Source organism: Humitalea sp. 24SJ18S-53 (genome assembly GCF_050632385.1).
GTDB lineage: Bacteria > Pseudomonadota > Alphaproteobacteria > Acetobacterales > Acetobacteraceae > Humitalea.
This window is the reverse complement of the sequence record NZ_CP192599.1, coordinates 3,886,889-3,910,891: the sequence shown is the minus strand read 5'-3', so window position 1 is coordinate 3,910,891 and position 24,003 is coordinate 3,886,889. Positions and strand designations below refer to the sequence as shown.

Annotated in this window: 22 protein-coding genes; 13 read left to right on the top strand and 9 right to left on the bottom strand. The window is 68.3% G+C overall.

Annotated features, from left to right (window positions below; translation table 11 throughout):
- The first annotated feature begins 39 nt into the window (after window positions 1-39).
- From ACQW02_RS18635 to ACQW02_RS18625, 3 genes are read left to right on the top strand one after another with little or no spacing between them, the layout of a single operon-like run.
- Window positions 40-1,155, top strand: coding sequence for an NAD(P)/FAD-dependent oxidoreductase (locus ACQW02_RS18635; RefSeq protein ID WP_431281410.1), 1,116 nt, complete (start codon window positions 40-42; stop codon window positions 1,153-1,155).
- On the top strand, window positions 1,152-2,114 hold the full coding sequence (locus tag ACQW02_RS18630; protein ID WP_431281409.1) for a threonine ammonia-lyase: 963 nt from the start codon (window positions 1,152-1,154) through the stop codon (window positions 2,112-2,114). Before ACQW02_RS18635 ends, ACQW02_RS18630 begins: the two co-directional genes overlap by 4 nt.
- Window positions 2,114-2,734: a DUF1345 domain-containing protein gene (locus tag ACQW02_RS18625; RefSeq protein ID WP_431281408.1), complete on the top strand. Its 621-nt coding sequence runs from the start codon at window positions 2,114-2,116 to the stop codon at window positions 2,732-2,734. Before ACQW02_RS18630 ends, ACQW02_RS18625 begins: the two co-directional genes overlap by 1 nt.
- Window positions 2,735-2,855: 121 nt before the next feature.
- Here ACQW02_RS18625 and ACQW02_RS18620 read toward each other — a convergent pair whose 3' ends face one another.
- Window positions 2,856-3,059, bottom strand: coding sequence for a hypothetical protein (locus ACQW02_RS18620; protein ID WP_431281407.1), 204 nt, complete (start codon window positions 3,057-3,059; stop codon window positions 2,856-2,858).
- Window positions 3,060-3,073: 14 nt separating this feature from the next.
- Window positions 3,074-4,384, bottom strand: coding sequence for an isocitrate lyase (aceA, locus tag ACQW02_RS18615; RefSeq protein WP_431281406.1), 1,311 nt, complete (start codon window positions 4,382-4,384; stop codon window positions 3,074-3,076).
- A gap of 156 nt (window positions 4,385-4,540) precedes the next feature.
- Here aceA and ACQW02_RS18610 point away from each other — a divergent pair, with 156 nt between their 5' ends.
- Window positions 4,541-5,935 (top strand): helix-turn-helix domain-containing protein, encoded by a 1,395-nt coding sequence (locus ACQW02_RS18610; RefSeq protein WP_431281405.1) that lies wholly within the window; start codon window positions 4,541-4,543, stop codon window positions 5,933-5,935.
- A 46-nt stretch (window positions 5,936-5,981) separates the two neighbouring features.
- Here the strand turns inward: ACQW02_RS18610 and ACQW02_RS18605 are convergent, their stop codons facing one another.
- From ACQW02_RS18605 to ACQW02_RS18585, 5 genes are read right to left on the bottom strand one after another with little or no spacing between them, the layout of a single operon-like run.
- Window positions 5,982-6,899 carry a MurR/RpiR family transcriptional regulator gene (locus tag ACQW02_RS18605; RefSeq protein ID WP_431281404.1) on the bottom strand — a complete coding sequence of 306 codons (918 nt, stop codon included), beginning with the start codon at window positions 6,897-6,899 and terminating at the stop codon, window positions 5,982-5,984.
- Window positions 6,900-6,901: 2 nt separating this feature from the next.
- Window positions 6,902-8,287 carry an aspartate aminotransferase family protein gene (locus ACQW02_RS18600; RefSeq protein ID WP_431281403.1) on the bottom strand — a complete coding sequence of 462 codons (1,386 nt, stop codon included), beginning with the start codon at window positions 8,285-8,287 and terminating at the stop codon, window positions 6,902-6,904.
- Between the two features lie 26 nt (window positions 8,288-8,313).
- Entirely contained in the window at window positions 8,314-9,063 is a 750-nt protein-coding gene (locus ACQW02_RS18595; protein ID WP_431281402.1) for an SDR family oxidoreductase, read from the bottom strand.
- A gap of 10 nt (window positions 9,064-9,073) precedes the next feature.
- A complete protein-coding gene (hydA, locus tag ACQW02_RS18590) occupies window positions 9,074-10,516 on the bottom strand; it encodes a dihydropyrimidinase (RefSeq protein ID WP_431281401.1) in 1,443 nt (480 codons plus the stop codon).
- A gap of 7 nt (window positions 10,517-10,523) precedes the next feature.
- Window positions 10,524-11,183, bottom strand: coding sequence for an aspartate/glutamate racemase family protein (locus tag ACQW02_RS18585; RefSeq protein WP_431281400.1), 660 nt, complete (start codon window positions 11,181-11,183; stop codon window positions 10,524-10,526).
- A 223-nt stretch (window positions 11,184-11,406) separates the two neighbouring features.
- On the opposite strand from ACQW02_RS18585, the gene ACQW02_RS18580 reads away from it, so the two are divergent.
- From ACQW02_RS18580 to ACQW02_RS18570, 3 genes are all read left to right on the top strand, one after another.
- On the top strand, window positions 11,407-12,360 hold the full coding sequence (locus ACQW02_RS18580; protein WP_431281399.1) for an N-carbamoyl-D-amino-acid hydrolase: 954 nt from the start codon (window positions 11,407-11,409) through the stop codon (window positions 12,358-12,360).
- A 36-nt stretch (window positions 12,361-12,396) separates the two neighbouring features.
- Window positions 12,397-13,230: a transporter substrate-binding domain-containing protein gene (locus ACQW02_RS18575; RefSeq protein ID WP_431281398.1), complete on the top strand. Its 834-nt coding sequence runs from the start codon at window positions 12,397-12,399 to the stop codon at window positions 13,228-13,230.
- A gap of 76 nt (window positions 13,231-13,306) precedes the next feature.
- The gene (locus ACQW02_RS18570; RefSeq protein WP_431281397.1) at window positions 13,307-14,008 is read left to right on the top strand and encodes a VIT1/CCC1 transporter family protein; all 702 of its coding nucleotides are present in this window, start codon (window positions 13,307-13,309) and stop codon (window positions 14,006-14,008) included.
- On the opposite strand, the gene ACQW02_RS18565 is transcribed toward ACQW02_RS18570, so the two are convergent.
- Window positions 14,005-15,720, bottom strand: a complete 1,716-nt coding sequence (locus tag ACQW02_RS18565; protein ID WP_431281396.1) for an N-acyl-D-amino-acid deacylase family protein — start codon at window positions 15,718-15,720, stop codon at window positions 14,005-14,007. The two genes, ACQW02_RS18570 and ACQW02_RS18565, sit on opposite strands and share 4 nt — an antisense overlap.
- A 126-nt stretch (window positions 15,721-15,846) precedes the next feature.
- Between ACQW02_RS18565 and ACQW02_RS18560 the strand changes: the two genes are divergently transcribed.
- The 5 genes from ACQW02_RS18560 to ACQW02_RS18540 are packed head-to-tail and all read left to right on the top strand — an operon-like array spanning window position 15,847 to window position 21,203.
- The gene (locus ACQW02_RS18560; RefSeq protein ID WP_431281395.1) at window positions 15,847-17,418 is read left to right on the top strand and encodes an ABC transporter substrate-binding protein; all 1,572 of its coding nucleotides are present in this window, start codon (window positions 15,847-15,849) and stop codon (window positions 17,416-17,418) included.
- On the top strand, window positions 17,418-18,422 hold the full coding sequence (locus ACQW02_RS18555) for an ABC transporter permease (protein ID WP_431281394.1): 1,005 nt from the start codon (window positions 17,418-17,420) through the stop codon (window positions 18,420-18,422). The genes ACQW02_RS18560 and ACQW02_RS18555 overlap by 1 nt, the downstream gene beginning before the upstream one ends.
- Window positions 18,419-19,276 (top strand): ABC transporter permease, encoded by an 858-nt coding sequence (locus tag ACQW02_RS18550; protein WP_431281393.1) that lies wholly within the window; start codon window positions 18,419-18,421, stop codon window positions 19,274-19,276. The genes ACQW02_RS18555 and ACQW02_RS18550 overlap by 4 nt, the downstream gene beginning before the upstream one ends.
- Entirely contained in the window at window positions 19,273-20,238 is a 966-nt protein-coding gene (locus ACQW02_RS18545; protein WP_431281392.1) for an ABC transporter ATP-binding protein, read from the top strand. The genes ACQW02_RS18550 and ACQW02_RS18545 overlap by 4 nt, the downstream gene beginning before the upstream one ends.
- Entirely contained in the window at window positions 20,235-21,203 is a 969-nt protein-coding gene (locus ACQW02_RS18540; protein WP_431281391.1) for an ABC transporter ATP-binding protein, read from the top strand. The genes ACQW02_RS18545 and ACQW02_RS18540 overlap by 4 nt, the downstream gene beginning before the upstream one ends.
- On the opposite strand, the gene ACQW02_RS18535 is transcribed toward ACQW02_RS18540, so the two are convergent.
- Window positions 21,196-22,263, bottom strand: a complete 1,068-nt coding sequence (locus tag ACQW02_RS18535) for a TauD/TfdA family dioxygenase (RefSeq protein ID WP_431281390.1) — start codon at window positions 22,261-22,263, stop codon at window positions 21,196-21,198. The genes ACQW02_RS18540 and ACQW02_RS18535 overlap by 8 nt on opposite strands.
- Window positions 22,264-22,384: 121 nt before the next feature.
- Here ACQW02_RS18535 and mdlC point away from each other — a divergent pair, with 121 nt between their 5' ends.
- Window positions 22,385-24,001 carry a benzoylformate decarboxylase gene (gene mdlC / locus ACQW02_RS18530; RefSeq protein WP_431281389.1) on the top strand — a complete coding sequence of 539 codons (1,617 nt, stop codon included), beginning with the start codon at window positions 22,385-22,387 and terminating at the stop codon, window positions 23,999-24,001.
- The last annotated feature ends 2 nt before the right edge of the window (window positions 24,002-24,003 follow it).

Sequence of the window (24,003 nt, the reverse complement as noted above, 5' to 3'; positions counted from 1 at the left end):
CCGCTTGCCGCGGAGGCGCCGCGACGCAACACTACCCCCATGGATGCCCATCGCTTCGACGTCATCGTGATCGGAGCCGGCATCGCCGGCGCCACCACCGCAGCCCATCTGGCCAAGCACTTCCGTGTCGGGCTGATCGAGATGGAGGAGAGTGCCGGCTACCACACCACCGGCCGATCCGCCGCGATCTGGATGCTGAACTACGGCCCGCCCGATGTGCGGCTGATGACCGGCGGCAGCCGTGAATTTTTTGAACACCCCCCCGAAGGCTTCGCCGACGTCCCGCTGATGCAGCGCCGCGCGGTCGTCCACCTGGCCCCGCCTGGCGAGGAAGCCATGCTGGCCGAGAAGATCGCCGCCAGCGACGGCACCATCACCCCGATCCCGGTCGCCGAGGTCCTGGCCATGGCCCCCGGGCTGCGTCCCGACTACGCCGTCGCCGCCGCGATCGAACCCGAATCCTTCGACATGGATGTGGCGGCCCTGCACCAGGGCTACCTGAAACTGCTGCGCGCGCGCGGTGGCCAGATCGGGTTGCGCAGCCGCGCCGGCCAGATCTGGCAGCAGGGCGGGCTATGGCGCGTCACCACGGCGCATGGCGAAACCCTGGGTGCCGAGGTGCTGGTCAACGCCGCCGGCGCCTGGGGCGATGAACTCGCGGTGATTGCCGGCGTCCCACCGATCGGCCTGCAACCCAAGCGCCGCACCGCCATCGTGATCGATCCCGCGCCCTATGAGGTCGCGGACTGGCCGTTGCTGGGCGACGTCGCGCACACTTGGTACGCGCGCCCCGAGGCCCGCCGCAAACTGATGGTCAGCCCGGCCGATGAGATCGACAGCCCGGCCACCGACGCACAGCCGGATGAGCTGGACGTCGCCATCACCGCCGACCGCTTCTCGCAGGCTTTCAACATCGACGTGCGGCGTATCGAACATTCCTGGGCGGGGCTGCGCAGCTTCACCCCGGACCGCTCCTTTGCCCTGGGTGAGGAGGCAAGCCGCCCCGGCTTCTTCTGGGCGGTGGGGCAGGGCGGCTACGGCATCCAGACGGCACCCGCCGCCGGGCGCCTGCTGGCCGGGCTGATCCGTGGCGAGGTGCCGGCGGAGCTGCAGCGCATCGTGCCCATGGTCGACCCCATGCGGTTCCGCAAATGACCGCGCTGCCGACCCAGGATGATGTGCGCGCCGCCGCGGCGCGCCTGGCCGGCCGCGTCATCCACACGCCGATGCTGCGGCACGCGTTGCTGGACGAGATCACGGGCGGGCAGGTTTTTGTAAAACCCGAACCCTTGCAGCGCACCGGATCGTTCAAGTTCCGCGGTGCCACCAATGCGGTGCTGCAACTCGATTTTTCCACGCGGGCGCAGGGCGTCGTCACGCATTCCTCGGGCAACCACGGCCAGGGGCTGGCCTGTGCGGCGGCGGCGGCCGGTATTCCGGCGCTGATCGCGATGCCGGCCGATGCGCCGGCCATCAAGGTCGAGGCGACGCGGCGTTGGGGCGCGGAAATCCTGCCCTTCGACCGCGCCACGACCGATCGGGAGGTTTTGGCCGCCCGCCTGGCCACCGAACGCGGCATGACGCAGATCCCGCCCTTCGACCACGCCCATGTCATCGCGGGGCAGGGCACCCTGGCGCTGGAACTGCTGGCCGATGCCGGGGGCGCGCTGGATGCCATGGTGGTCTGCACCGGTGGCGGCGGGCTGATCGCGGGCTGCGCCCTGGCACTGGATGGCACGGGCTGCGACATCTGGGCCGCCGAGCCGGAAGGCTGGGACGATTACGGAGTCTCGCTGCGCGCCGGCCAGCGCATCGGCAATGATGGCCGCGGCAGCCTGCTCTGCGACGCCCTGCTGTCGCGCAAGCCTGGCGAAATCACCTTCGCCATCAACGCACACCGCCTGGCGGGCGGCGTCGCGGTGACCGAGGCCGAGGTTTTTGCCGCCATGCGCTTCGCCTTCCAGCACCTGAAGGTCGTGGTCGAACCGGGGGGCGCGGTCGCGCTGGCCGCCGTGCTGGCGGGGCATGTGCCCACGCGCGGGCGCCGCGTCGGGCTGGTGCTCAGCGGCGGCAATGTCGATCCCGCCGTCTTCGCGGCCGCATTGGCCGCCTGATGGCGTTGCGCCGCCCTGTCCTGGTCTGGGCGGTGGCGGGTGGGGTGGCGGCCGGGGCGGCGGGGATCGCCGCCGGCATGCGGGTCGTGCCGGCGATCATGGTCGGCTGGTGCCTGCTGGTCACCATCTACACGACCCTGATGCTGCGGCACCTCTGGGCCGCCGATGCCGAGACGATGCGCCGGCGCGCCAAGGTGCTGGTCGAGGGCCGCTGGACCGTCTTCACCCTGTCACTGCTGGCCGCGATCGCGGCACTCGGCGGCGTCGGGTGGGAGGCCGCCTTCGCACCGCGTCCCTTGCCCTGGTACAGCCCGGTGATGACCGCCATGACCGTCACCATGTCGTGGCTCTTCGTGCAGGTGTTGTTCGCGCATGACTACGCGCATGAATACTGGCGGGCCGAGGGCGGCATCGTGTTTCCCGGCGGCGACGGCACGCCGGAGTTTTCAGAGTTTCTGTATTTTTCCTTCACCGTCGGCATGACCGCGCAGGTCAGCGACGTGACGACCGACAGCCCCGCGATGCGCAAGCTCGTGCTGCTGCACGGGATCATCGCCTTCGCCTTCAACGTCGTGATCCTGGCGGTGTCGGTGAACATCGCCGCGGGGCTCGTGGGATAGGGCGCCATCGCCAAGCGACAGGATGGCCCGGAAATACGTCACCCAGAGCGTCATCGCACGGCCATTCCATAAGGGCGCGGCGGCGGTCAACGCCGCCGCGCCGCAATAGGGGTTCGCTCCGTCAGCCGGTACGGCCCGGCTGGCCGCGTTCGGCGCAGGCCCAGCCATGGCTGTGCACCAGCCCGTCGTCGTGGTCGGGCTGCGCGACCGGCAGCTGCGGGATCGACAGCGGGTTGGTCAGGCGGATGGGCGCGCGGCCCGGGCGGGGTGGCTCGGAGGCCCAGGTATGGGCATGCACCAGGCCGTCGTCGTGGTCGTTGTTCATGATCGTGTCTCCCTTTACTGGGCCGCTACGGGCGCGTCGTGGAACTGCTGGGCTTCGGTGCTGTGGGCCAGGGCGGTGGTGCTGCTGTGCCCACCGGCGGCGGCGGTCGCGACGGCGTCGAAGTAGCCGACGCCCACTTCCCGCTGGTGCCGGACAGCCGTGAAACCTTCGGCCTCGGCGGCGAATTCCGCCTGCTGGAGTTCGCTATAGGCCCCCATGCCGCGTTCGGCGTAGCCGCGCGCCAGCTTGAACATCGACAGGTTCAGGCTGTGGAAACCGGCCAGGGTGACGAACTGGAACTTGTAGCCCATGGCGCCGATTTCGCGCTGGAATTTGGTCGCCGCCTCGACACCCATCTTCCGCTGCCAGTTGAACGACGGGCTGCAATTGTAGGCGAGCATTTTTCCCGGGAACTGGCGGTGGATGGCCTCGGCGAAGGCGCGTGCATCGTCCAGATCAGGGTCCGACGTCTCCCACCACAGCAGGTCGGCATAGGGCGCGTAGGCCAGGCTGCGGGCGATGGCGTAGTCCTTGCCCATGCCCGAGGTGATGCGGTGGAAGCCCTCGGCCGTCCGATCGCCGGAAATGAAGGGGCGGTCGCGTTCGTCGATGTCGCTGGTCAGCAGCTGTGCCGATTCCGCATCGGTGCGGCAGAGCAGGACGGTCGAAACGCCCTCCACATCAGCCGCCAGGCGGGCGGCGTTCAGGGTGCGGATATGCTGGCTGATCGGCACCAAGACCTTGCCGCCGAGGTGGCCGCACTTCTTTTCCGAGGCCAGCTGGTCCTCGAAATGCACACCGGCTGCACCGGCCTCGATCATCGCGCGCATCAGCTCATAGGCGTTGAGCGCGCCACCAAAGCCGGCTTCGGCATCGGCGATGACGGGGGCCATGTAATGGGTGGGATCGCCCTTGCCTTCCTGCACCGCGATCTGGTCGGCGCGGCGCAGGGCCGCGTTGATCTTGGTGATGACCTTGGGCACCGAGTCCACCGGATACAGCGACTGGTCGGGGTACATCTGGCCGCCGGAATTGGCGTCGGCCGCGACCTGCCAGCCGGACAAATAGATCGCCTTCAACCCTGCCTTGACCTGCTGCAGCGCCTGCATCCCGGTCAGCGCGCCCAGCGTGTTCACGAAGGGCTCGTTCCGCAGCAACGACCACAGGCGCTCGGCGCCCATTTCGGCCAGGGTGTGGCGGATGCGGAAGGACCCGGCCAGGCGGGCGACATCGGCCGGGGAATAATCACGGCGGATGCCGTCGAAGCGACCTGGTTGCGGCGCGCTGGTGCCGCCGTCCGGAGCCATCGGGAGTTCGGTACGCATGGAAAATTCTCTCCTGGTGGTGGGGCGGGTTGTCCCGTCCTGCATGTGAAGAATTGACCTTGCTCCGCACAAAAGCACACCGTATTCGAAGGAAAGCCTCGCAATCCGGTCACGGTCTTGACTGTAAAGACCGAAAATCAGTGAAGGTTGTAAAGAATGGCGCCCCCGATGATCGGCCGAACGATCCGTCGCCTACGGAGCGAACGCGGCCAGACGCAGCAGGCCCTGGCGGTGCGCCTGGGCATTTCCGCCTCCTACCTCAACCTGATCGAACACGATCAGCGGGCGGTCACCGCCGCGCTGCTGATCAAGCTGACCGAGGCGCTGGAGGCGGATCTCGCGACCCTGTCCGGCCATCAGGAACGCCAGATGGAGGCGGGGTTGCGGGAGGTCCTGGCCGACCCGCTGCTGGGGCTGGACCAGGTGCCAGAGGAGGAGGTCCGCGCGCTCGCGGCATCGGCCCCCAATGCGGCGCGGGCGATGCTGGCCCTGTACCGCGCCTTCCGCGTGGCGCGGGAGGATGCGAGCGGCATCGCCCTGCCGACCGGCCGCCGCCTGCTGCTGCCGACGGAGGAGGTGCGCGACATCTTCCACGACCGCGCCAACCATTTTGCCACGTTGGAACTGGCCGCCGAGCGGCTGGTCGCGGAACTCGGCGTCACACCCGCCGAGATGAACCACGCGATCGCCGAACGCCTGCGCACGCGCCATGGCATCATCGTGCAGGTCGGTCCCCTGACCGCATCGCACCGGCGCTACGACGCCGAAACCCGCCGGCTACACCTGTCGGATTCCCTGCCGCGCGAAAGCCGCGGATTCCAGATGGCGTTTCACCTGATGCTGCTGGAAGCGCGGGATGCGGTGGAGGCGTTGATCGCCCAGGCCGCCCCGACCACGACCGAAGCCGCGGCCCTGCTGCGCGTCGGGCTGCTGAACTACGCGGCCGGCGCGTTGCTGCTGCCCTATGCCCCGTTCCTCGCGGCCGCGCGGGTGATGCGACATGATGTGGAGGCATTGGCCGCGCGGTTCGGCGTGTCCTTCGAACAGGCCTGCCATCGGCTATCGACCTTGCAGCGCGACGGCGCGCGGGGCGTGCCGTTCTTCTTCCTGCGGCTCGATCCGGCTGGCAATGTCGGCAAGCGGTTTTCGGCGGCGGGGTTTCCCTTCGCGCGCTACGGCGGGTCCTGCCCGCGCTGGATCGTGCATGGCGCCTTTGCCACGCCGGGGACGTTGCGGGTGCAGGTGGCGGCGCTGCCGGATGGCGCGCGTTTCCTGTGCTTCGCACGCACGGTGCAGGGCGCGCCGGCAACCTGGGGCGAACCCGCGCCAATCCACGTCGTGGCGATGGGCTGCGACATCGGGCGCGCGGCGGAAATGGTTTATGCCGATGGCATCGACCTGGCCGCCGCGACGGTCGGGATCGGCCTGTCCTGCCGGCTATGCGACCGGCCGGATTGCCGCAGCCGCGCCTTCCCGCCACTGGAACACCGCCTGGCGCTCGACCCGCTGGAGGAGAGTGCAGCGCCCTACCAATTCGCGCCGAAGCGCTAGAGTATTTTCAAGTCGGGTGGACTCATCTGACGACTCGGAAAATGGCCTAGCCCTGGGGATCCCACTCGGTCAGCGAATCCTCATCTCCATCGATGCCGATATGCCGGACGTCGCTGATGAAGCGCTCATAGTCCTTGAAGGATTTCATCGACCGCGCCTTGTTGGCCGACAACAGTTCCGACAGCAGCGCATTGACGATCGCCGAGGCACCGACAAGCGAATTGCCGAAATAGGTGCTTTTCGTGCTGACCGTGAACAGCGCATCGGCCAGTGTCGCGAGCGGCGACAGCGGGCTATCGGTGAACACCACGGTGCGCCCGCCTTGCTCCCGCACGATCTGCAAGGCGCCATGGACGATGCGCGAATAACGCGGAAAACTCATCGCGATCAGCACATCGCGACGCCCGGTGCCCGCGAGTTGATCGAGCCGCATGCCGCGGGCGGGATCGATCATGATCGGCTGTTCGACCAGATGCCGCAGATGGAAGGCCAGCATATCCGCCAGCCCAAACACGCTGCGGACGCCGAAGACATAGACGCGCCGCGCCTCGCCCAGCATGCGCACGGCGGCGCGCATCTGCGTCTGGTCGAGTTGCTCCATCGTGCTGCGCAGATTGTCCAGGTCGCGTTCCAGCGACGCCTGCGCCACGCCTTGCCCGCGTGTCGCCGGCGTCACCTCCATGCGGCCGATCTGGCTGAGATACTGGCGGACGTGTTCCTGCAAGTCGCGCCGCAAATCCGGATAGCCGGTGTAGCCGATCGCCTGGGCGAAACGCACCACGGTGGACTCGCTGACCTGCAACCGTTCCGCGACCTTCGTCGCCGTCAGCAACGCGACTTCCGCGGGGTTCGACAGCAACAGGCTGGCGACCGCGCGGCCACGATCGCCCAGCTTCTCGGCGCCGAGCGTGATCCGCCGCACCATCTCCGGCGAAAGATGCCTGATCGTGGCCCGGGCTGGCATGCCTAGTGGATCTCACCCTCTTCGCGCAGCAGGCGCAGGCTGCGGCGCAGCGCATCCAGCGTCTGATCCAATTCGCTGTCGCCATGCACCGCCGAGGCCGAGCCGCCGGGCCAGGGCGAAAAATCCACGCCATGCAGACGCATCGCCAGCCGCAGTTTCGCCGCGGTCTGGTTGCCGCGCGGCAGTTTCAGATCGGCATAGCCCAGGGTCAGCGGATCGAAACTCCGCGGATCGATCGGCAGCCCGCGTGGATTGATGAAGATGTGCAGCCCCGTCGTGTGGCCATAGGCGCCCCAGGGCACACCTTCCTCGGCCAGCACCTCGGTCACGCCCGCGCGCAGCCTGGCGCCATAGGCATGCGCCCTGGCCAGCGCATCGGTGTCGCGCAGGATTTCGAGCGTCGCGATGCCGGCGGCGGCGCTGACCGGGTTGGCGTTGTAGGTGCCCTGGTGGCCGATCTTCTCGACCCCACGCGCGGCCGCACGCTCCGGGTCCAGCAGTTCCAGCACGTCGCGCCGCCCGACCACGGCGCCGCCCGGCAACCCGCCGGCGAGGATTTTTGCCAAGGTCGTCAGGTCGGGCCGGACGCCCAGCGCCGCCTGTGCCCCGCCCAGTGCGACGCGGAAACCCGTGACCACCTCATCGAAGATCAGCAGGATGCCGCGCTTGGCGGTTTCCTCCCGCAGCAGCCGCACATATTCCGGCCGCAGCGGAACCTGCCCGTAGCTCGAACCCGTCGGTTCCAGGATGGCGGCGGCGATCTCACCCTCATGCGCATCGAGCACGGCGGCGAGGTCGATGGCATCCCCCGGATCGGCCAGCACCACCTGGCTTGCCAGGTCGGGCAGCACGCCCGGCGTCGGCCCGCCATCGAAGTGGTTGACCACGCCGAACGCCACATGATCGTGCCAGCCGTGGAAATGCCCGCGCAGGCGCAGCACCTTGGCGCGCCCGGTGGCGGCGCGCGCGAGGCGCAACGCCATCAAGGTCGCCTCCGTCCCGGAATTGGTGAAGCGCACCAATTCGGCCGAAGGGACCAGCGCCTGGATCAACTCGCCCCAGCGCAGTTCCAGATCATGGTTCGCGCCGTAATGCGTCCCGCGCGCAAGTTGCTCGCTGACCCGCGCCACCATCTCCGGATGCGCATGGCCCAGGATCAGCGCGCCATGCCCGCCCACGTAGTCGACATAGCCATGCCCATCCGCATCCCATTTCCGCGCGCCGGCGGCGTGGGTCACGCTCAGCGGATGCGGCGGCATATAGCGGCTGTCATGGGTGACGCCGGCGGGAAAGACCTCGCGCGACCGCGCATAGGCCGCGGCCGACGCGGGCGTCTGCGCGATATAGGCCGAGATGATGCGCGAATTGCTCGGCGCGATGGCGTTCATGGGGCGTTTCTTTCCCTTTTGGTCGTCTAGTGGCTGAAGCGGCGCATGCCGCCATCAACATGGATCACCTGGCCGGTGATGTAGCGCGCCAGCGGCGAACACAGGAACACCGCCAGCACCGCCAGGTCTTCCGGCTGGCCGACATACCCTGCCGGGATGTCCTTGGTGGAATCACGTTCCGCCTGCTCCGATGCCAGGATGCGCCGGTCGATCTGTTCCGAATGGATGCGCCCGGGGGGGATCGAGTTGATGGTGATCCCCTCGGACGCCAGGTGCCGCGACATCGCCTTGGCCCAGATATGCACGGCCCCGTTCGGCGCATTGGCGGGGTTGATCTCGCGCGGTTCGTCCTGGCCGGTCAGGCTGATGATGCGGCCATGGCGCTGTGCCCGCATGCCCGGGATGAAGGCATGGGCGATGCGGCGTCCGGCTTCGAAATTCAGGAACATCGCTTCGCCCCACACCTCGTCGCTGCCAAGGTCGGGTTGGGCGCGGCTGCCGCCGGCGTTGTTGATCAGGATGTCGCAGCGGCCGAAGCGGTCGTGCATCTGCTGGCGCGTGCGATCGGGCGCGCCGGGGGCCGTGATGTCCTCCACGATGATCAGCGGTTCGGCGCTGGCGGGCAGTTCGGCCGCCAGTTCCTCCAGCAGGTGGCGGCGGCGGGCGAGCAGCCCGATGCGGCAGCCCTCCGCCGCCAGGCCCTTGGCAATCGCCCGCCCCAGACCGGCCGAGGCACCGGTGACCAGGGCGACATGCCCGCTCAGTTGCAGGTCCATCGGACGATCCTCAGGCGAAGGGGTTGAATTCGGTGGGGAAGACGCCGCGCGGCTGCATCGCGGGATAGGGTTCGCGCGGCAGGAAGGCGCCGTAACCCGGTTCCACCTGGCGCTTGCCTTCGCCGACGACGACGGTGCCGCGCACCAGGGTCGTGACTGGCCAGCCGGTGAGTTCCATGCCCTCATAAGGCGTGTAGTCCACCGCGTGATGCAGGTCGGCCGCCGTCAGCGTGCGCGTCAGCGTCGGGTCCCAGACCGCGATATCGGCGTCCATCCCGACCGCGATCGAGCCCTTGCGCGGATACAGCCCAAAAAGTTTCGCGGGGTTTGTCGCGGTGATGGCGACGAATTGCTGCAGGTCGATGCGACCCTTCACGACGCCTTCGGAAAACAGGAAGGGCAGCCGGGTTTCCAGGCCAGGGACGCCGTTCGCGACCTTGGTGAAGGGCGCGTCCATGCCATAGGCCTGCTTGCCGTCGGGCCCCGCGTAGCGATAGGGCGCGTGGTCGGAGGAGACGACGCCCAGCACCCCGTCGCGGATGCCCTGCCACAGCGCCTCCTGATCGGCTGTGGTGCGCAGGGCGGGGCTGCAGATCGCCTTGGCGCCCTCGAACCCCGGGCGGTCCAGCGCATCGGCGGTCAGGCCGAGATACTGCGGGCAGGTCTCGCCAAAGATCTTCAACCCGCGGGCCTGGGCGCGGCGGATTTCCTCCACGGCTTCGGCGCAGGTGACGTGGAAGATCTGGATCGGCTGGTCCAGCAGTTCCGCCAGGGCGATGACGCGATGGACGGCCTCGCGCTCCACCAGCGCCGGCTTGCTGACGGCGTGGAAGCGCGGTGCGGTATGGCCGGCGGCTTCCAGCCGCGCGGTCATCCAACGGATGGCGTCATGGTTCTCCGCATGGACGACGACGAAGGCGCTTTCGGTGCGGGCCAGGGCCAGGACGTCCAGCACTTCGCGGTCGTTCAGCCGGCTGGCGTCATAGGTCATGAACAGCTTGAGCGAGCGATGCCCCGCCTTTATCAGCGGCGGCAATTCCCGCAGCACATCGGGCGTCGGGTCGGCGATGACGAGGTGGAAGGAATAATCGATCACCGCCTGGCGCGCGCGGCGGTGATAGTCCTCGACCCCAGGGGTCAGCGCCGTGCCCTTGAAATGCGGTGCGAAGCAGATGACCGATGTGGTGCCGCCGAAAGCCGCGGAGGTCGTGCCGCTTTCAAACGTATCGGCGCTCTTCACCGGCCCACCGGGCTTGGGCTGTTCGATGTGGCAATGGCTGTCCACGCCGCCGGGCATCACCAGGCGGTTGGTGGCGTCGATTTCGCGGGCGCCCTGCGGCAGGTCCAGCCCCAGCGCGACGATGCGGCCGTCGCGAATACCGACGTCGCAGCGCGAGGTGTCGGTGGCTGTGACGACCGTGCCGCCGCGGATGACCGTGTCGAAGCTTTGCATGTGCAACCTATCCTGAATGGGAACGAAGAACGCCGGCGGCGAGGCCGACGGCGGCATGGGCTGGTTCGACCACGGGCATGCCGAGCCGCGCTGACAGCGCCTGGCGATACGCCGCCATCCCGGCGCAGCCGGTGATGACGACCTGGGCGCCGAGGGCCTTCAGCGCCTCCCCAGCCTCGGTCAGCCGATCGAGCGTGGCGGTCGGGTCATTGGCCAGTTCGACGACGGGAATGCCGGCGGCAACGCTGCCGGCGAAACGGTCGGCGAGGCCAAGTTCGCGCACATAGCGCGCCAGGCGGGGACGCGAGCCCTCGGTGGTCGAGATCACGCCAAACCGGTCGGCCAGCGCCATCGCCGTGTAGAAGGAGGCCTCGCCCATGCCGAAGACCGGGCGGTCCGTCACCTCCCGCACCGCCATCAGCCCCGGGTCGCCGAAGCAGGCGATGACGTAGGCCGCGGTATCCGGTGCCTCCCGCAGGACCAGCGCCTGCATCGGGCCGACCACGAAGGCCTTGTGCGTATGGGATGAGATGCCGGGCGGGCCTTCGGCCAGGGTCACGCAATCCACCGCGATGCCGCCGTCGCGATGCGGCTGGACCGAGGCGCTGAGCGCATCCGTGATGTGCTGGCTGGAATTCGGGTTCACGACGAGGATGCGCTTCTGCATGACGGCTCCTGTTCCTGGGGCAGGGGGTTAGCAAACGCCCTGCCAGCGCCGCATCGACCGGATGCGCGCGGTGAAGCAGCTAATCTTGCTTCAAGACAAAGCACACGCAATTTTTTCTGCATAGCCATTGGGCCGGCAGCCTGCCGCACGCCCGGAAAACAGCCGTCCTGCTTTGGCACGTCGTTTGCTGCCGGTGATGGCGCAAAGTGGAAGGTCAGATCCTATGTCACGTGTGGTTCGTGTCGCTGCTGCTCAACTCGGCCCCATTGCGCGCGCCGAGACCAAGGCGGGCATCGTCGCACGCCTCGTCGCGCTGCTGCGGCAGGCGCATAGCTTTGGCGCGGAACTGGTCGTCTTCCCGGAAATGGCGCTGTCCACCTTCTTCCCGCGCTGGGTGTTCGACGACCCGGATGAGGCCAATGCCTTCTGCGAAAGCGCGATGCCCAACCCCGATGTGCAGCCGCTGTTCGACGAAGCGGCGCGGCTGAAGATCGGTTTCTACCTCGGCTACGCCGAGTTGACGGAGGAGGAGGGGCAGACGCGCCGCTTCAACACCACGGTCCTGGTGGACCGCGATGGCGCGATCATCGGCAAATACCGAAAGATCCACCTGCCCGGGCGCAAGACCGCCGACCCCACCGGCTGCGCCGGCAATTTCGAAAAGCGCTACTTCGAGGTCGGTAACCTCGGCTTTCCCGTCTTCCGCGCCTTTGGCGGCGTGGTCGGCATGTGCATCTGCAACGATCGCCGCTGGCCCGAGACCTATCGCGCGCTGAGCCTGCAAGGCGCCGAATTGATCATGTGCGGCTACAACACCGGATCGCAGCGCTTCGGCATGGTGGATGGCGCGCGCGTGCTCGACCCCGCGCATCTGCCGCCCTTCCACAATCACCTCGTGATGCAGGCCGGCGCCTATCAGAATTGCTGCTGGGTCATCGGTGTCGCCAAGGCGGGGTTTGAGGAAGGCGTCGAATTCATGGGCGGCACCTGCATCATCGCGCCCACCGGCGACATCGTCGCCCAGGCCGTCACCACCAGCGACGAAGTCGTGGTCGCGAACTGCGACCTTGAGGTCAGCGAGCACAACCGCCGCACCACCTTCAACTTCGAGGCGAACCGGCAGATCCAGGACTACGGCATCCTCACCGCGCAACGCGGCGTGGTGGTGAAGGTCTGATCGCCCGCCCATCCCCACATCATTCAGGAGAGCATCATGCGACGCCTTGCCCTTGCCCTGCTTCTCGCCACCGCGCCCTTGGCCGCGAGCCAGGCGCAGCAACCGCTGCGCGTCGGCGTTGACGGCACCTTCGCCCCGCATGCCTTCCCGCGCCTGGAAGGCGGCGTGCAGGGTTTCAACGTCGACATCGTGAACGACCTCGGTCGCCGGCTCGGTCGCCCCATCGCGATGGATGCGGTGGGTTTTGCCGGGCTGATCCCGGCGCTGAACTCGGGGCGCTACGACTTCCTTGGCGCGCCCACCAGCGTGACGCCGGAACGCGCCGCCAACCTGTTGTTCACCGAGGGCTATCTGGTCAGCGAATACCAGTTCGCCATCCGCCGCGGCAGCGACCCGATCACCAACCTTGAGATGCTGCGCGGCAAGTCGCTCGCCGTGAACAAGGGCTCGGCGTATGAGGGTTGGGCGCGTGCGAATGCCGAACGCTATGGCTTCACGATCCAGGCCTTCGACACCCAGCCCGATGCCGTGCAAGCCGTCATCAACGGTCGCGCCTATGCGACCCTGGCGGGCAATACCGTGGTGCGTTACGCCGCCACGCGCATTCGGCAGTTGCAGCCGGATTATGTGCTGGCCGACACGCGCGCCGAATGGGCGCTGCCCTTCCGCATCGGCAATACGGAACTGCGGAACCAGGTGGAGGAAGCGCTGGAGTGCATGAAGCTGGACGGTACGCTGGCCCGCTTCTCCGAAACCTGGTTCGGGACGACCCCCGCCGCGGATTCGATGGAACGCACGGTGCAGCCCGGCTTTGGCCAGGTTGGCAAGCAGGGCTACGAGCCGACCGAACACACGCCGCGCTGTTCGTAATGCGGGCCTAGCCCCGGATCATTGCGTTTGGCCCGGCGCGCGGGGATGGTGGCGCCATCCCTCGCCGGAGCCAGATATGCCGCGCCTGCACATCCATAGGGAACGCCACCTAGTGTCGCGCAGCGGCTGGCTGCGGGCGGCGGTGCTGGGCGCCAATGACGGCATCGTCTCGACCGCCAGCCTGATCGTCGGCGTCGCCGCCTCGGCGGCGGTGCGCGGCGATATCCTGATCGCGGGTGTCGCGGGGCTGGTCGCCGGGGCCATGTCGATGGCGGCGGGCGAATATGTCTCGGTCAGTTCGCAATCGGACACCGAAGGCGCTGATATCGCGCGCGAACGCCAGGAACTGATCGACAACATCGATTTCGAACGTGAGGAACTGGCCGATATCTACGTCAATCGCGGCGTGGACCGCGCGCTGGCCCGGCAGGTCGCCGACCAGTTGATGGCCAAGGACGCGCTGGGCGCGCATGCGCTGGATGAGTTGGGGATATCCGAACTCACCACCGCGCGGCCGATCCTGGCGGCGATGACCTCGGCCGCGAGTTTCGCCGTGGGCGCCGCGATGCCCTTGCTGATGGTCCTGGTGTCACCGGCCGCACTGCTGGTGCCGGTCGTGTCGGGCGCGTCGCTGGCCTTCCTGGCGCTGCTGGGCGCCATCGGGGCCACCGCGGGCGGGGCCGGCGTGCTGAGGCCGACCCTGCGCGTAACCTTCTGGGGCGCCTTCGCCATGGCGCTGACGGCGGCCATCGGCGCCGTCATTGGCAAGGTGGTCTAGCCGGCGCGGACCAGGCGGCCCGGACGCGCACCGGTCTCGGTGCCCTTTTCCATGACGGGCACGCCGGACACGAGTGTCATGTCGTAGCCATCGACGGTCTGCACCAAGCGCCGCCCGCCGGCGGGCAGGTCGTAGATCATCTCGGGGTGGTGCAGGCGCAGCCCCTCGAAATCGATCACGTTCACATCGGCCTTCAACCCCGGTATCAGCCGACCGCGATCGCCAAAGCCGAAGAAATCGGCGCCTTCGCTGGTCTGGCGCTTGACCAGGAATTCCAGCGGCAGCTTTTCGCCGCGGGTCCGGTCGCGACCCCAATGGGTCAGCATCGAGGTCGGCATCGAGGCATCGCAGATCACCCCGCAATGCGCCCCGCCATCGGACAGGCCGTTCACGGTATGCGGGTTCACCATCATCTCCCGCACCACCGACAGATCGCCGCCGACGTAGTTCACCACCGGGAAATACAGCATCCGCCCGCCGTCGCCGCCGGTCAGGAAGTCGTAACAGAAGGCCGCGGGGTCCTGGCCCGCCTTGGCGGCCAGGGCCGCGAGGCTGCGGTCCGCGGGCGGCTCGTAGTCCGGCGGATCGCCCAGCACGAACATCTGGTCCCAGCGCGTCGCGATCTGGCGCGACAGCGGCGGCACCAGGTGCATCAGCCGTTCGGAGGCTTCCTCGGCCAGGATCTTGGCCCGCACCTCGGGGTCGCGCAGGCGGGCGAGCTGTTCGGCCGGCGGCAGGGTCGCCAGGGCGGCAAAGCCCTCGCGCAGGGCAAAGGGGTTCAGCGACGTGGTGAGCCCCAGGATCAGCCCGACCGGCCGCCCGGCGACCTGGGCCGACAGCGGCAAGCCATCGGCGCGGGCGGCGGCGACGCCTGCCATCAGGCGCTTCCAGCGCTTGGGGTCGTAGTTGCGGTCGGTCAGCAGGAACCAGACCGGGCGGCCGGAATCCTTGGCCACCTGGCGCAGCCATTCGAATTCGGCGGCCTCATCCTCAAAATCGCTCAGCATGCCGAAGGCGCCACGGCCGACCCGGCCCATGGCGCGGCCGATGGCGAGCAGTTCCTCGTGCTCGGCATAACGGCCTGGGACGAGGTCGCCCGTCGGCGTGCGGTGCTGGTCGGTGCGCGATGTGGTGAAGCCGAAGGCGCCGGCCCGCAGCGCTTCCTCGGTCAGCTTTTCCATCATCGCGATGTCGTCGGCGGTCGCCGCTTCGCGGTTCAACCCACGGTCGCCCATGGCATAGACGCGCAAGGGGTGGTGGGCGACCTGGGCGGCGATGTCGATCGTGCGCGGCATTTCCGCCAGCGCGTCGAGGTATTGGGGGAAGCTTTCCCAATTCCACTTCAGCCCTTCGGCCAGGGTGATGCCGGGGATGTCCTCCACCCCCTCCATCAGGTCGATCAGCGCCTGGCGGTCGGGCGCGCGCACGGGGGCGAAGCCGACGCCGCAATTGCCGAACAGGATGGTGGTCGCGCCATGCCAGACGGAGGGTGCCAGCACCGGGTCCCAGGTCGCCTGGCCATCGTAATGGGTGTGCACATCGACCCAGCCGGGGGTGACGAGGCGACCCTCGGCGGGCACATCGCGCCTGGCCGGCCCGGCCTTGCCGCCGACCTGGACGATGCGGTCCCCGTCGATGGCGACATCGCCGGTGAAGCGGGCGGCGCCGGTGCCATCGATGATGGTGCCGTCGCGAATGACCATGTCGTGCATGATATGCCTGTTCCTGCTGCGCCCTAGGTGGACGATGCGGCTGTGGCGCCGCGAAAGCAACGCCGGGTGGGGTTGAACCCGGACGCGCAGGCGCGTCAATCTCCGCCCGCGATTACGGAGGTCTTCATGGCGGTGGAACGGCGCGATATTCTGTTGGGCTTGGCCGGGGCAGCCCTGGCCGCGCCCGCCGTCCAGGCGCAGCGGGCAGGCCGCACCCTGCTTCTGGCCGCACCCGGTGCGCCGGAAGGGTTTGAGGGCGATGCCCTGCGCCCCGGCACCCAGGAAACCGTGGTGCAGGTGTATGAGGGCCTGACCCGCTACGGCCGCGTGACCCGCGACGGCCGCGAATACCTGAACCCCGATGTGATCGAGGGGCATCTGGCGGAATCCTGGACCAATTCGCCGGATGGCAAGACCTGGGTGTTCAAGCTGCGCCCCGGCGTTCGCAGCGCCTTCGGCAATGAGTTGACCGGGGCCGATGTCGAATGGGGCTGGCAGAAATCGCTCGCCCAGCGCCGCACTGGCGGCTTCATCGCGACCGTCGCCAATGTGACCGGCGTCAAGGCGCTGTCGAAATATGAGGTGGAATTCACCCTGTCCGCCCCCAGCATGATCCTGCTGTCCGCGCTGACCCTCTACGTCCCCGGCATCTATGATTCGACCGAGGTGAAGCGCCACGCGACCGCCGAGGACCCCTGGGCGCTGAAGTGGATGGAAACCAACACCGCGGGTTTTGGTGCGTATCATCTGGAATCGGTGCGCGCGGGCGAACAGGCGGTCTTCATCGCCAACCCGAATTATTTTCGGGAACAGCCGTATTTCAACCGGGTGATCTATCGCGCGGTGCCATCCGCCGCGTCGCGCATCACCTTGCTGCGCAGCGGCCAGGTGCAGTGGATTCACCGGCCCATCCTGCAACAGGTCGCGGAATTGCGCGCCGACCGCCGGGTGAAGGCGCAGGACACCTTTGGGCGCACCATCGCCTCGGTGCGGATGAACCTGCGCTACCCGCCCTTTGGCGAAAAGAAGGTGCGCCAGGCCTTCAACTACGCGATCGACAAGAACGCGCTGATCCAGGGCGTGTTCTTCGGCCTGGGCGAACAGGCGCGTTCGATCATCCCGCCGATCGTCGCCGGATATGACCCGAGCTTCTTCCGCTACGAACACGATCCGGCCAAGGCTCGCGCGCTGCTGGCGGAAGCGAATTTCGATTTCGAACAGCCGATCGAGCTACTGTATTCCCAAATTTTCAATTGGGAGGAACCGCTGTCCATCCAGGTGGCGGCGCAGTTGCAGACCCTCGGCATCAAGGCCCGCGCGACCCGCATCAGCGACAGCGACATGCGCGCCCGTGGCGCCCCCGCGCGCCAGGACATGCCGTTCTTTTCCTTCGAGGACGGGCCGATCGTGCTGGACCCCGTCTACACGACCTTCCTGCTTGCCCATTCGCAGGGCGTGTCCAACCGCGCCCGCTTCGCCAACCCGCAGATGGATGCCTATATCGACGAAGCCCGGCAGAGCCTGGACGTCCCACATCGCAACGGGTTGATGCGCCAGGCGCAGGAATTGTGGATGGAGGAGGCGCCCTGGATCGCCACCGTCTATCCCCGTGTCTGGGAAGCCATGGCCGCCAATATCAGCGGCTGGTGCCCGCACCCGGACGATCATGAGCGCTGGGTGGACTTGAAGATCGTCTGATGCCGTTTGGGGGCCTGCTGCTACGGCGCGTCGCACTGGTCGTGCCGCTGCTGTTTGTCATCCTGCTTGGCACCTTCCTGCTGGTGCGCATCAGCGGGCAGGATCCGGTGGGGCTGCTGGCCGGGCCGACCGCGACGGATGCGGAAATCGCGCTGGTCCGTGCCTCGCTGGCGCTGGACCAGCCGATGTGGAGGCAGTTCGCCGTCTATATCGGGAAGGTCGCGCAGGGCGACCTCGGGGCATCCTGGCTCAGCAACCGGCCGGTGCTGGGGGAAATCCTGGACCGCGCGCCGGCGACCCTGGAACTCATGTTCTGGGGCGTGCTGATCGGCGCCGGCATCGGCATTCCGGTCGGCCTGCGCGCGGCCTTCAAGCCCGATCGCGGTTTTGACCAGACCAGCCGTTTCCTGTCGCTGCTGGGGTTTTCGGTGCCGACCTATTGGCTCGGGCTGATCATGCTCTTCGTATTCTTCTACCTGCTAGACTGGGCGCCGCCCGGGATGGGCCGGATCAGCCTGATGCTGGACCCGCCGCCGCGCGTGACCGGCAGCTATCTCATCGACGGTTTTTTGGGCCGTGATTGGGAGGTTGTCGGCTCGGCCTTCGGGCAACTCATCCTGCCGGTCTTGTGCGTGGCGATCATCTCCGCCGCCCCCATCGTCAAGCAAACCCGTGCCATCGCGCTGGAGGTCCTGGCCACCGACTACATCCGCCACGCCCGCGCCCAGGGCCTGCCGGCGCGGCAGATCCGTGCGATGGCGCTGCGCAACAGCGCGACGCCGATTGTCACCTTCATCGGCACCGAGATCACCGGCCTGGTCGGCACCACATCGCTGATCGAGTACGTCTTTGCCTGGGGCGGCTTGGGGCAGTACGGGCTGTCCGCGATCATCGCCGGCGATTTCGCCGCGGTGCAAGGCTATGTGCTGATGCTGGCGCTGTTCTCGGTGCTGGTCTTCCTGGCGGTGGATGTCTTCGTCATGGCAACGGAACCGCGCGCATGAGCGCCCTGGCCCTGCCACGCCTGATCGGCATTTCCCGGCGCAGCCCGACGCTCGCGATCGGCTTCCTGATCATCCTGGGCTTCGCCCTGATGGCGATCTTCGCGCGCTGGATCACGCCCTTCAATCCCATCCAGGCGCAGCCCTTCAACGTGCTGGCCGCGCCTGGCGGCGCGCATCCCTTTGGCACCGATGGCAACGGGATGGACGTGCTGTCGCGGGTGATCGCGGGCGCGGCCTGGGCCTTCGGCATCGCCATCCCCGCCGTGATCGTGGGCATCGCGGTGGGGGCGCCGATGGGGCTCTACACCGGCTATCGCGGCGGTTGGTTCGATGAGATCGCGATGCGCTTCTTCGATGCGCTGCGGGTGTTTCCGTCGATCATCCTGGCGCTGGCCGTGGTCGCGGCGGCGGGCCCGTCGCTGTTCAACGTGGTGCTGGTCATCGGCCTGCTGGACAGCCCGGTTTTTGCCCGTGTCGTGCGGGCCGAGGTCCTGGCCCTGCGCCATTCCGGCTTCGTCGAATCCGCCCGCGCCGCCGGCAACCCGACCTGGCGCATCCTGTTCGTGCATATCCTGCCCAACGCGATCCAGGGCGCGATGGCGCAGGCCGCGGTGCGCGCCGCCTGGGCGGTGCGGATCAGCGCGACCCTGGCGTTCCTCGGTGTCGGCATCCAACCGCCCACACCCGAATGGGGCGCGATGATCCGCCAGGGTGCCGAGTATTTGGTGACCGGCCAATGGTGGGTCGGCGTCTTCCCCGGCATCGCGCTGATCCTGATGGTGCTGGGGCTGAACATGCTGGGCGACGGCTTGCAGGATTTGCTGGACCCACGGCGCAAGGCGGCGACACGGTGAGCCTGCTGTCCGTCGAGAACCTGCACACGCATTTCATCTCTCGCGACCTCGACAATCGTATCCGGGTGTTTCGCGCGCTGAACGGGGTGTCCTTCACGCTCGATGCCGGGCATGTGCTGGGGTTGGTGGGGGAAACAGGCGCGGGGAAATCGCTGACCGCGACCTCACTGCTCGGGCTGCTGCGACCGCCGGCGAAAGTCGTGGCCGGGCGCGCGATGTTCGCCGGCCAGGATTTGTTGGCAATGGACCCCGATGCGCTGAACGCGATGCGCGGCCGCGACATCGGGCTGGTGACGCAAAGCCCCAAATCCTCGCTCGACCCCTTGAGCCGCATCGGCGACCAGTTGATCCGCATCCTGCGCGCCCATGCCAAGGTGAGTGTCGCCGAAGCCCGCGCGCGGGCGGAAAAGATGCTGGACAGCCTGGGCATCCCCGATCCCGTGGCGCGGATGCGCGCCTGGCCGCATGAACTCTCGGGCGGCATGGCGCAGCGGGTGCTGATCGCGCTCGCCTTGATGAACGCGCCGCGCCTGCTGATCGCCGATGAACCGACCACGGGGCTGGATGTCACAGTGCAGGCGCAGATCCTCGACCTGCTGCGCGACCTGGTGCGCCGCACCGGGGTCGGCGCAATGATCATCACCCACGACCTCGGCGTCGTCGCGCATTACTGCGACAGGATGGCGGTGATGTATGCCGGTGCCATCGTCGAAGCCGGCCCGGTGAGCGCGGTGTTTGCCCGGCCCACGCATCCCTATACCGCCAACCTCATCGCCGCGACGCCGGAGCGGCTGCGCCTTGGTTCCGCCCGCAGCATCGGTGGCGCGCCGCCCAACCTGCTGGCGCTGCCCGAAGGCTGCGCCTTTCGTGACCGCTGCCCGATGGCGGGCGCCGATTGCGCGACGCCGCCACCCGCCGTGGCGCTTGGCGCCGGGCATGTCGTGCACTGCCACCGCGCATGAACGCGCCGGTGCTTGAGGTCGAAAACCTCGTCAAACATTTTCCCGCGGGGCGCGCGACCGTCCACGCGGTCAATGACGTCAGTTTTTCGCTACGTGCTGGTGAAACCCTCGGCCTCGTCGGCGAAAGCGGCTCGGGCAAATCCACCATCGGCCGCTGCGTCACCCGCCTGCTGCATCCCAGCGGCGGGCGCATTCGCTTTCTCGGCCAGGACATCACCGACCTGCCCGAATCCGCCTGTCGCCCATTGCGCGAGAAAATGCAGATCGTGTTCCAGGATCCATGGAGCGCGCTGAACCCGCGCATGCGTATTGGCGACCTGATCGCCGAACCCTTGCTGCTGCACACGCGCCTGTCCCGCGCCGAGCGCCGCGACCGCGCCGTGGCGCTCGCCCATCGCGTGCGCCTGACCACGGAACTCTTGGGGCGCTTCCCCGCCGAACTCTCGGGCGGGCAGTTGCAACGCGTCTGCATCGCCCGCGCCATCGCCACCGCCCCGCGCCTGATCGTGCTGGATGAGCCGACCAGTTCGCTTGACCTGTCGGTGCGTGCCGGCATCCTGGATCTGCTGGCCGAATTGCGCGCGGAAACGGGCACGGCGATGATCTTCATCAGCCACGACCTCGGCACGGTCAAACTGATCTGCGACCGCATCCTGGTGCTGTATCTCGGCACCGTGGTCGAGGAATCGCCCGCCGCCGCCCTCTTCGCCGATCCGGTGCATCCCTATGCCCAGGCGCTGATCTCGGCGCACCTGCCGGCCGATCCGGCGGCGGTGCTGCATCGGCATGTGCTGGAGGGCGATGTGCCATCGCCCATCAACCTGCCGCCCGGCTGCGGTTTTTCGGGGCGCTGCCCGGTCGCGATCCCGCGCTGCGCGACGATCGCCCCAGGGCTGGACCCCGTCTCCCCCGACCACCGCGCCGCCTGCCTGCGCATCGCGGATGGTGGCAACCGGATCAGGTAAGTTCGGCCAGGTCCAAGGCCGCCGGGTCATCCCCCGGCCCCACATGCCGCCGCCACAGCCACAGCCGCTTCAGCACCCGGCGCTTGCCCGCCCCTTCGGCATCATCGGCATAGGCGCCGCGGCCGTGCAGATTCACCAGGTTGTTCACGAACAGGAACTCGCCCGGCTGCAGCCGGTAGGAAAAGCCCAGGTCCGGCCGCTGGATCAGGCTGTCCAGCAGGTCCAGCGCCTCGATCTGCATCGGCGTCAGCGGCGTGCCGGCCAGTGTCATCCCCGGCTCCACCATCACCCGCGCATAATGCACCCGGATCTCATCCGCCTTCCCGTCGCGCGGCACGCTTTCCAGGATCGGCTTGACGATGGTGTTCGGCCCGGCCGGCCAGGTGTGCAGATGCGGCGGCAGGAAATGAAAACCCTCTTGCAGCAGCGGCGCCAGATCCGGCCGCAGCCGCAGCGTTTCATTGTAGATGGTCGCCGCCGACACGACCCAACTGTCGCCCCCGGCCAGCGCATCCGACACGCACAGCAGCCCGATCGCACAGGGCGGGCGCGGTTCCAGGCAGCCATTGTCGGTATGCGGCCGGCTTTCGCGCGATGACGCGCCGATGCGCGTCGGGTCGATATTGGCCGACCCGGCATCGGTCACGGTGAACAACCGCCGGTCCTTCGTCAGCCCCTGGCGCACCGGGCGCCCAAGGTAATTGCCGATCCCCCAGGCGACGATGCCCACGGCCTCATCATCCAGCCCCGCCAGGTCGATGCCGCGCAATACGAAGAACCCCGGCCCTTCATCCAGCAGCAGCCGCAACCGCCCCGCCGCACGCGCCAGCGACGGCAGGCGGATATCCTCCTGCTCCACCGTCTCCAGGGTCAGCCCATTCGCCGCGCAATGCGCCAGGGCGTCGCGCAATTCGGCATTGGTGCCCTCCGGCAGATCGACCAGGTGGCGCGCGCGATGGGGCGCGATGCTGTCCCGGGTCCAGAGCCTGGGAGCATCTTCGGCGGGGGTCGTCACCGGCGGGGCGGCCGGCATGCGGCGCAGCAGGGCGGTTGGGGTCATCGGACGTGTCTCCTACGATCCCGCGCATGCAAACAGCCTGCGCCGGCACGTCAAGGGACGCGACTGGACATCCGCCCGATGCTTCCGCCACCCTCGGCCCGGGGTAAGGGAACGCAACGAAATGCCGCATGACGACGGTACGAATCTGCCAAGCGTGCGGGAGGCGGTGCTTGACCAGTTGCGCGCGGCGGGCATGACCACCTGCTTCGGCAATCCCGGTTCGACCGAACTGCCCTTCCTCGACCGCTGGCCGGATGATTTCCGTTATGTGCTGGCGTTGCAGGAAGGCTGCGCCGTCGCCATGGCGGATGGCTTCGCCCGCAGCACCGGCCGCGCCGCCGTCTGCAACCTGCATTCGGCGGTCGGCATCGGTCATGCCATGGGCAACCTGTTCACCGCCTTCCGCAACCAGGCGCCGCTGGTCATCACGGTCGGCCAGCAGGCGCGGTCGCTGCTGCCGGGCAATCCCTTCCTGGGATCGACCGAGGCCGCATCCTTCCCCAAACCCTATGTGAAATGGAGCATCGAGCCGGCGCGGGCGCAGGACGTTCCCGCCGCCATCGCCCATGCCTGGGCCATCGCGATGACCCGTCCGCGCGGCCCGACCCTGGTCTCGATCCCGATGGATGACTGGGGCGTCGCGACCCGCCCGCCCGCCTGGCGCGCCGCGCCCTCCGACACCGCGCCCGACCCCGCGGCGCTGGACGAAGCCGCGACCGCCCTGGCGGCCGCCCGCCGCCCTGTGATCGTGGCGGGGCCGGAGGTCGATGACGAAGGTGCCGGTCCCGCCCTGGTGGCCCTGGCCGAAAAACTGCGCGCCCCGGTCCTGGCCAGCCCCTTTGCCAGCCGGATCTGCTTCCCCGAGGACCATCCCCTTTTTGCCGGCTTCCTGGCCGCTGCCCCCGGCGCGGTGGCCGAGGCGCTGGCGCCCTACGATTTTGTCCTGGTGTTGGGCGCCCCGGTCTTCACCTTTCATGTCGCCGGCATCTGCGCACTGTTCGAAAGCGGCACCCCGATCTGGCAGTTCACCACCGACCCGGAGGCCGCGGCCGCCGCCCCGGCCGGACGCGCCGTGCTGGGCGCGATGCGCTTCGCCATCCCGGGCCTCGCGTCCCGCCTGCCCGAACCCACGCGGCAAAACCCCGCGCCGCCCAACGCCGTGGCGCCCCCCGTCGCCGCGACGCCCCTGCCGCCCGCCTTCCTGTTCGACGCGCTGCGCCGCGCCATGCCCCCCGGCGCGGTGCTGGTCGAGGAAGCACCCTCCCACCGCCCGGCCATCCAGCGGCATCTGCCGGTCACCGATTGGGGCGGCTTCTTCACCATGGCCTCGGGCGGCCTGGGCTATGCGCTGCCCGCCGCCGTGGGGGTGGCGATGGCGCGGCCCGGCACGCGGGTCGTCGCGCTGATCGGCGACGGGTCGATGATGTATTCCATCCAGGCGATCTGGACGGCGGTGCAGCACCGCCTGCCGGTGACGATCATCGTCGTGAACAATGGCGGCTACGGCGCGATGCGCAGTTTTGGGCGCGTGCTTGGCGTGACCGGGGCACCCGGGATCGACGTGCCGGGGCTGGATTTCGTGGCACTCGCGCGGGGCATGGGCTGCGCCGGCGAATGCGTGGCCGATGCCGCATCGCTTGAAGCAGCACTGGCCGAGGCCTTCGCCGATCCGGCGCCGCGCTTGATCGACGTTGTCGTCGACCCCGCGATTTCCGCCCTATATCGAAAGGCACCCTGACG

Bases quoted from the DNA above. Each gene is read 5' to 3' on its own strand.
- ACQW02_RS18635 (WP_431281410.1), top strand. From the start codon at position 40: ATGGATGCCCATCGCTTCGACGTCATCGTGATCGGAGCCGGCATCGCC.
- ACQW02_RS18630 (WP_431281409.1), top strand. From the start codon at position 1,152: ATGACCGCGCTGCCGACCCAGGATGATGTGCGCGCCGCCGCGGCGCGC.
- ACQW02_RS18625 (WP_431281408.1), top strand. From the start codon at position 2,114: ATGGCGTTGCGCCGCCCTGTCCTGGTCTGGGCGGTGGCGGGTGGGGTG.
- ACQW02_RS18620 (WP_431281407.1), bottom strand. From the start codon at position 3,059: ATGAACAACGACCACGACGACGGCCTGGTGCATGCCCATACCTGGGCC.
- aceA (WP_431281406.1), bottom strand. From the start codon at position 4,384: ATGCGTACCGAACTCCCGATGGCTCCGGACGGCGGCACCAGCGCGCCG.
- ACQW02_RS18610 (WP_431281405.1), top strand. From the start codon at position 4,541: ATGGCGCCCCCGATGATCGGCCGAACGATCCGTCGCCTACGGAGCGAA.
- ACQW02_RS18605 (WP_431281404.1), bottom strand. From the start codon at position 6,899: ATGCCAGCCCGGGCCACGATCAGGCATCTTTCGCCGGAGATGGTGCGG.
- ACQW02_RS18600 (WP_431281403.1), bottom strand. From the start codon at position 8,287: ATGAACGCCATCGCGCCGAGCAATTCGCGCATCATCTCGGCCTATATC.
- ACQW02_RS18595 (WP_431281402.1), bottom strand. From the start codon at position 9,063: ATGGACCTGCAACTGAGCGGGCATGTCGCCCTGGTCACCGGTGCCTCG.
- hydA (WP_431281401.1), bottom strand. From the start codon at position 10,516: ATGCAAAGCTTCGACACGGTCATCCGCGGCGGCACGGTCGTCACAGCC.
- ACQW02_RS18585 (WP_431281400.1), bottom strand. From the start codon at position 11,183: ATGCAGAAGCGCATCCTCGTCGTGAACCCGAATTCCAGCCAGCACATC.
- ACQW02_RS18580 (WP_431281399.1), top strand. From the start codon at position 11,407: ATGTCACGTGTGGTTCGTGTCGCTGCTGCTCAACTCGGCCCCATTGCG.
- ACQW02_RS18575 (WP_431281398.1), top strand. From the start codon at position 12,397: ATGCGACGCCTTGCCCTTGCCCTGCTTCTCGCCACCGCGCCCTTGGCC.
- ACQW02_RS18570 (WP_431281397.1), top strand. From the start codon at position 13,307: ATGCCGCGCCTGCACATCCATAGGGAACGCCACCTAGTGTCGCGCAGC.
- ACQW02_RS18565 (WP_431281396.1), bottom strand. From the start codon at position 15,720: ATGCACGACATGGTCATTCGCGACGGCACCATCATCGATGGCACCGGC.
- ACQW02_RS18560 (WP_431281395.1), top strand. From the start codon at position 15,847: ATGGCGGTGGAACGGCGCGATATTCTGTTGGGCTTGGCCGGGGCAGCC.
- ACQW02_RS18555 (WP_431281394.1), top strand. From the start codon at position 17,418: ATGCCGTTTGGGGGCCTGCTGCTACGGCGCGTCGCACTGGTCGTGCCG.
- ACQW02_RS18550 (WP_431281393.1), top strand. From the start codon at position 18,419: ATGAGCGCCCTGGCCCTGCCACGCCTGATCGGCATTTCCCGGCGCAGC.
- ACQW02_RS18540 (WP_431281391.1), top strand. From the start codon at position 20,235: ATGAACGCGCCGGTGCTTGAGGTCGAAAACCTCGTCAAACATTTTCCC.
- ACQW02_RS18535 (WP_431281390.1), bottom strand. From the start codon at position 22,263: ATGACCCCAACCGCCCTGCTGCGCCGCATGCCGGCCGCCCCGCCGGTG.
- mdlC (WP_431281389.1), top strand. From the start codon at position 22,385: ATGCCGCATGACGACGGTACGAATCTGCCAAGCGTGCGGGAGGCGGTG.